Annotated in this window: 6 protein-coding genes; 2 read left to right on the forward strand and 4 right to left on the reverse strand. The window is 69.0% G+C overall.

What is annotated here, in order from left to right:
• Window positions 1-501: hypothetical protein (locus ADBZ5U_RS13620; RefSeq protein ID WP_526811044.1), on the forward strand; the 501-nt coding region annotated here is incomplete at its 5' end.
• Here the strand turns inward: ADBZ5U_RS13620 and ADBZ5U_RS13625 are convergent.
• Together ADBZ5U_RS13625 and ADBZ5U_RS13630 are read right to left on the reverse strand one after the other, a co-directional pair.
• Window positions 471-2942 (reverse strand): hypothetical protein, encoded by a 2472-nt coding sequence (locus ADBZ5U_RS13625; RefSeq protein ID WP_526811046.1) that lies wholly within the window; start codon window positions 2940-2942, stop codon window positions 471-473. The two genes, ADBZ5U_RS13620 and ADBZ5U_RS13625, sit on opposite strands and share 31 nt — an antisense overlap.
• Window positions 2943-3462: 520 nt before the next feature.
• The gene (locus ADBZ5U_RS13630; protein ID WP_526811048.1) at window positions 3463-3903 is read right to left on the reverse strand and encodes a cupin domain-containing protein; all 441 of its coding nucleotides are present in this window, start codon (window positions 3901-3903) and stop codon (window positions 3463-3465) included.
• A gap of 56 nt (window positions 3904-3959) precedes the next feature.
• Here ADBZ5U_RS13630 and ADBZ5U_RS13635 point away from each other — a divergent pair, with 56 nt between their 5' ends.
• On the forward strand, window positions 3960-4439 hold the full coding sequence (locus tag ADBZ5U_RS13635; RefSeq protein ID WP_526811050.1) for an MFS transporter: 480 nt from the start codon (window positions 3960-3962) through the stop codon (window positions 4437-4439).
• 47 nt (window positions 4440-4486) lie between these two features.
• On the opposite strand, the gene groL is transcribed toward ADBZ5U_RS13635, so the two are convergent.
• Window positions 4487-6109: a chaperonin GroEL gene (groL, locus tag ADBZ5U_RS13640; protein WP_526811052.1), complete on the reverse strand. Its 1623-nt coding sequence runs from the start codon at window positions 6107-6109 to the stop codon at window positions 4487-4489.
• 93 nt (window positions 6110-6202) lie between these two features.
• Window positions 6203-6505, reverse strand: a complete 303-nt coding sequence (gene groES, locus ADBZ5U_RS13645) for a co-chaperone GroES (protein WP_526811054.1) — start codon at window positions 6503-6505, stop codon at window positions 6203-6205.
• Window positions 6506-6533: the final 28 nt, after the last annotated feature.

A 6533-nucleotide genomic window follows, 5' to 3' on the forward strand; every position in this document is an offset into this window, starting at 1 on the left:
GCGCCGGCCACCGCGACCGAAGCCGCGACCGCCAGCAACCGACCCCCGCTGCCGCCGAACATCCTCGCCACGGAGACCACCTTAACTTTGCCGGGGCTGGCCTCGGCGCCGATGGCGGCGGCGACGCGGCGTTCGATGTCGACGTCCCAGGTCGCGGCGCGGGCGATCGCGACCGGGAAACTGCTCGCCTGGCCGACCGTCACCCCCCGCGGGCCGTCGGTGAAGCGGACCCCGGGAATCCCCACCCGGTCGATCCGGCCCGCCGTCACGACGGGCACGGCGAACGGAAACGCTGATGCGCCGGAAGGTCTCCCGGATCGTCTTGTCGCCGTCGAGCAGCCAGAGCAGTTCGGCGTCGGTGAGCATATCCAGGAGGGCGGTCGTGGCCTGCGCCGCCACGTCCGTCTCGCCGCGGCGGACCCGATCCACCGCATCGGCGAATGGCGTCCCGGGCGGGTACAACGGCCCGGTCACGGCGATTGGGGTGTGAAACTCGCGTAGAACAGCCGACCCTGCGGATCCCGGTAGGCGTTGATCCGCTGCCCGGTCAGCGTTTCTTCGATAGCCACTCCCACAAGTGTGCCGATCGGCTGCCCGGTGACCGGATCGCGCTGCACCGCCCCGTCGACTTCCACGAACGTCAGCACCCGGTTGCCGGCCAGGTCATTGGTGATCGCGATGCCGTGGTCGGTGCTGGGCACCGTGAACGGACCGGGCGCGGCACCGGGCGCGTCGGGATCGTTGCCCGGGCCGCCGGGGTTGTACACCGGCGAGTAGCCACCGGCGGACGGCATCCGCACACTGCTCAGCCGTTCGATGGCCGCCTTGTCCCCGCTGAGGATCACGTCGTAGTAGTTGTCGTGGTCCTCGACATAGGCGGCGTTCTCGGTGGTGCCGGCCTGGGCCAGATCGGCCAGTCCGATCACGGTGATCGTGCCGAAGCTTCCGATGCTGACCGGTGTGCCGGCCTCGGTGATCGAGACGATCGATCCATCGTCGGCTCTGGCTTCCACGATGAAGTAGCGGGAGAACTCGCTGGGCAGCAGGCTGGCGATGCCGTCCGGGGAGAATCCGGCGCTGGTGTAGAGCCGTAGCCGGTACTGCGCCTGGCCGCCGTAAAGGTCAGAGCCGCTGTTGTTCTGGGAGGCCAGGCTGACGCCGATCGGCCCGCCCTCGCCGAGGTTGCTGAAGTAGTTGAGCTTGGCCGCCACCAGTCGCGGCCCGTTGCCGGTGACATAGGGGTTCGCGCTGACCACGCTGAGCCCGATGGCGGAGACCGGCCCCGCCGCGGTGAGCAGTTGCAGCGGAGTGCCGTCCTCGACGATGGTCACCGACACCGGGTACAGCGCGCCCGGGTCGCCGGGCTGTAGCCGGTTGCCCCAATATCCGGCGATGACGATGGTCTGGCGTTCGTTGAACTCGAGGTTGGGCAGGAACGCGGCCGCCAGCGGCGTCACCTCGGTGCCGTCACTGAGCGCGACCAGGAAGTCCGCCGGGTTGAGGGTGGTGGGCAGCACCGGGTGGCTGAAGACGACCGGGATGGTGTCGGCGAGCAGCAGATCGACGCCGTAGACGCTCTGGATGCTGTCGGTGGAAACCCCTGAGGTATAGGCCCTTTGGGCTGCGCCGAGTGCCGGGTCGACGGTCTCCCAGGCGACGTTGTAGGAGGCGGCGATCTCCCGGTCGGCCTCGCTGGTGCCGGTCATACCGGGCACGCCCATATAGCCGTCGAACCCGTAGTTGGCGGTGATGATCGACGGCGTCTCGGCGAAGATGTCGGCGTTGTAGTTGATCGGCGTCTGCAGGCTGGCCGCCGTGCCGGACAGGTCGGTGCGACTGGCGCTGACGAACTGCATCAACGGTTCCGCCAGCGGGGTCAAAACCACTGTGCCACCGGCGGTTCCGCCGACTCCACCGCTGCCGCCCGCCCCGCCGTCGCCGTCGGTGGCGCCCGTGTCGCCGGGATCGCCGGCACCTCCCGGTCCCGGGTTGACGCCGCCGCCGGTGCCGCCGGTGCCGCCGTCGCCGCCGTCCCCGCCGGGCGCCTGGTTACCGAACAGCAGCAGCAGTCGTCCGTTGCCGCCGGCACCGCCGCGGCCACCGGCGCCGCCGTTGCCCCCGGCGGCGGCGATGCCGCCCTGTCCGCCTGTTCCGCCGCGGCCGCCGGTGCCGCCGACACCACCGAACCCGGCGATCCGACTGCCGTTTCCGCCCTCGCCGCCGTCGCCGCCGTTTGCACCAATACCGCCTGCAATTCCGTAGGCGTTGCCGTCGATACCGGGTCCGCCGTCGCCCCCGGCCCCGCCTGGCCCGCCGTTGCCGACCAGCAGGCCACCTCGCCCGCCGGTACCACCATTGCCGCCGGTACCACCCGTCCCGCCGGTCCCCCCGGCCGCTCCGGTGCCCCAGATCGAGAGCAGGCCGACGTTGCCGCCGTCGCCGCCGGCGCCGCCGGTGATGCCGCCGGATCCGCCGCTTCCGCCGGATCCGGGCTTGAAGAAGATGTGCCACAGCCCGAAAAGGCCGGTGTCACCGCCGTTCCCGCCGGCGCCCCCGATGGTGGGACCCGAGGCGCCGGCGCCGCCGACGCCCCCGGAACCGAAGATCTTCCCCCCGCGCCCACCGTTTCCGCCCGAGACACCCGGATCGGCGCCGTCTCCCCCCCCACCGCCGTTACCGAACCAACGCGCGTTCCCGCCGTCGCCGCCGTTGAATCCGCTTCCGCCGCTGCCGATCACTCCACCGCGCCCACCGGTGCAGGGTCCGGTCGGGCAGGTCTGGGCGGTCCAGGAGTAGCCGTTACCGATGAGCAGTCCGGCGTCCGGACTCTCCGGGGTGCCGTTGCCGATGAAGACCCGGACGACGCCTGCGGTAGGACGGGAAGTGGTTGATTTTGCTGCCGGACCACCAAGCTCCCGGCGCGTTGCGGCAAGCGCAGTCAAACTCGGTGGGGCTGCGACGGGGGCATCACCGCGATCGCGGATCCCCAGCCGGTCCAACCGATTGCGGTCGAGAGCGTGGAGCGATCCGGCACGCAATGTCGGGGCGGCCGCGGCGGACGACCGGGCCCGAGGGTCGGAGGTGTCAGCAGAACCGGCCGGCGGGCGGGTGACATCGCCGCGACTGGAGCGCGCCGTTGACTCGACCGACGAATTTCGTGATGAGGAGGCCGACGGCCCGGTATCCGAAGGGGCGCCGTCGGAGCCACCCGAATCTGCCGCGGCAACGGGCAGATTCATGACTGCCGAGCCCACCCAGAGCGCGAACGCCAGGGCCCCCACCCTGCCCACACGACGTGTGAAGGCTTCCGGAGGCCGCCTAGTCCGATGCGAGACAGCCACGGCAGCACTCCTGACTAGGCGAAGAAAATGAGCTTGTGCACGCATCTTCCCCCAGCAAGCTATCGACTGCGAGTATTTGCGGCCCTACGTCGGATGCCGACGGAACCGCTTCCTGCATCCATCAGTCAACGGCCATCGTGAAATCGGCGAAGTCGAATCCCGGTACGACGACGCAACTCACCAGCGTTGGTTCGGAATCCCGCGGACGGGCGCGCTGCCAGTAACCCGGCGGGACCACCAACTGCGGGCACTCGCCTGCGCTCGTATCCGGTCCGAGCAGATGGGTAGTCGCGTCGCCGATGTCGGGGCCGAACTCGAGGAGCAACGGGCTGCCGCGGTGATACATCCACAGTTCGGCGCTGCGAACGGTGTGCCAGGCCGATTGCTCATCACCCATCAGCGCGAACAGGATTGCCGTTCCGGCGCTTCGGGGCCCGGTGTAGCCGGGGGGCAGAACCGATTCGCCGACCGTCAGGTCACTGCGCCAGGTCTCCCGAAACCACCCGCCCTCCGGGTGCGGCGCCAGATCGAGTCGTCGAACCCAGTCGGGTAGTTGTGTCACTGCACAAGGGTAGGTCGTAGGCCCGATCAGGAACCCGCCATGTGTGGCGACTGGTGATGGGCGTCGCAGCCGCCCTGATCTATCCGACCACTCTGGCGATCATCACCGATACCTTCCGCGACGCCAAACAGCGCGCCGCGGCCATCGGACTGTGGGGGGCGGTCACCGGCCTCGGCGTCGCGATCGGCCCGATCCTCGGCGGGGCACTGCTGGAGGTCTACTGGTGGGGCAGCCTGTTCCTGGCCCTGGTGCCCATTGCATTGCTCGCCGCCGTCGCCGCACCCCTCGTCATCCCCGCCGACTCCCCTGACTCGAGTTCACGACTCGACCGCGGCGGCCTGGTGCTGTCGGTGGTCATGCTCGGGGCATTGGTGTACACCATCATCGAAGCACCTGAGCGAGGCTGGTCCTCAGTGCTGAGTCAAAGATCATTCTTCAGGCGGCAGCCGACGCTATGTGTCCTGACATCATCCTATGGATTAAGGCGGTCATGGCCAGCCAAGGACGGACCAACAGCACAGGCGAGTAGCCGATAAGAGAAGGGCGCACCGCAATGGTGCGCCCTCCCTCTATCCGTTGGAGATCAGTGGGCGTGCCCGTGGTGCCCGTGACCGGCGTGCTCGTCGGCGGCGGCCGGCTTGTCCACGATGGCGGTCTCGGTGGTCAGAACCATCCGGGCCACCGATGCCGCGTTGAGCACCGCCGAACGGGTGACCTTCACCGGGTCGATGACACCGTCGGCAACCAGATCGCCGTAGCTCAGCGTCGCGGCGTTGAAGCCGTGCCCGGCGGGCAGTTCGGACACCTTGTTGACCACCACGGCTCCGTCGAGTCCGGCGTTGGCCGCGATCCAGAACAGCGGCGCCGACAATGCGTCCGAGAAAACCTGTAGCCCGAGGGCCTCGTCGCCGGATAGCTTGTCGCGCAACGGTTCCAGTGCGGCACGAGCCTGCACCAGGGCGCTGCCGCCGCCGGGGACGATACCCTCCTCGACGGCGGCCTTGGCCGCTGCGACCGCGTCATCGACGCGGTGCTTGCGCTCCTGCAACGCCGTCTCGGTGGCCGCCCCGACCTTCACGACCGCGACGCCGCCGGCCAGCTTGGCCAGCCGCTCCTGCAGTTTCTCGCGGTCCCAGTCGGAGTCGGTGTTCTCGATCTCGCCCTTGAGTTGGTTGACCCGGTTGGCGATGGCCTCGTGGGTTCCGCCGCCGTCGACGATGACCGTCTGGTCCTTGCTGACCACGACCCGCCGGGCGGTCCCCAGCACGTCGAGGCCGACCTCGCGCAGCAGCAGGCCCACGTCGGGGTTGACCAGCTGCCCGCCGGTGACGACGGCCAGGTCCTCCAGGAAAGCCTTGCGGCGGTCACCGAAGAACGGCGCCTTGACCGCAACGGCCTTGAGCGTCTTGCGAATCGCGTTGACCACCAAGGTCGACAACGGTTCGCCCTCGACGTCCTCGGCGACGATCAGCAGCGGCTTGCCGGCCTGGGCCACCTTCTCCAGCAGCGGCAGCAGGTCCGGAAGCGAGCTGATCTTGTCGCGGTGCAGCAGCACCAGCGCGTCCTCGAGAACGGCTTCCTGGGCGTCGAAGTCGTTGATGAAGTACGCCGAGATGAAGCCCTTGTCGAAGCCGACGCCTTCGGTGATCTCGAGGCTGGTCTCCATGGTCTTGGATTCCTCGACGCTGACGACGCCGTCGGTGCCGACCTTGGTCATCGCCTCGCCGACCAGCTCGCCGATCTCCTCGTCGCGGGATGACACGGTGGCGATCTGGGCGATGCCGGTCTTGCCGGCCACCGGGGTGGCCGCCTCCAGCAGCGCCTGGGAGACGGCGTCGGCGGCCATGCCGATGCCCGAGCCGAGCGCGATGGGGTTGGCGCCGGCCGCGACGTTGCGCAGCCCGTGCTTGATCATCGCCTGGGCCAGCACGGTGGCGGTGGTGGTGCCGTCGCCGGCGACGTCATTGGTCTTGGTGGCCACCGACTTCACCAGCTGGGCACCGAGGTTCTCGAACGGGTCTTCCAGTTCGATCTCGCGGGCGATGGTGACGCCGTCGTTGGTGACGGTCGGGCCGCCCCAGGACTTGGCCAGCACCACGTGCCGACCGCGGGGTCCCAGCGTGACACGCACGGCGTCGGCCAGTTTGTCGGCACCGGCCTCCATGGCCCGTCGCGCGGTTTCGTTGAACTCGATCTGCTTGCTCATGTGGTCCTGTTCCTACTCACCGATACGGGAAAAGTGGTCCGCCCCGGAAACCGCCGGCGTGCGACGGGTTTCCGGGGCGGCTCACTTTGATGCCTACTTGCCGACGACCGCCAGCACGTCACGGGCCGACAGGATCAGGTACTCCTCGCCGTTGTACTTGATCTCGGTGCCGCCGTACTTGCTGTAGATGACGGTGTCGCCCTCGGCGACGTCCAGCGGAATCCGCTTCTCGCCGTCCTCGTCCCAACGGCCGGGGCCGACGGCGACGACGGTGCCTTCCTGCGGCTTCTCCTTGGCGGTGTCCGGGATGACAAGACCCGACGCGGTGGTCGTCTCGGCCTCGTTGGCCTGAACGAGGATCTTGTCCTCGAGGGGCCGGATGTTCACGCTCGCCACGTGGTCCTCCACTATTCGATGGTCTTGG

Source organism: Mycobacterium sp., from assembly GCF_040398885.1.
Lineage (GTDB): Bacteria > Actinomycetota > Actinomycetes > Mycobacteriales > Mycobacteriaceae > Mycobacterium.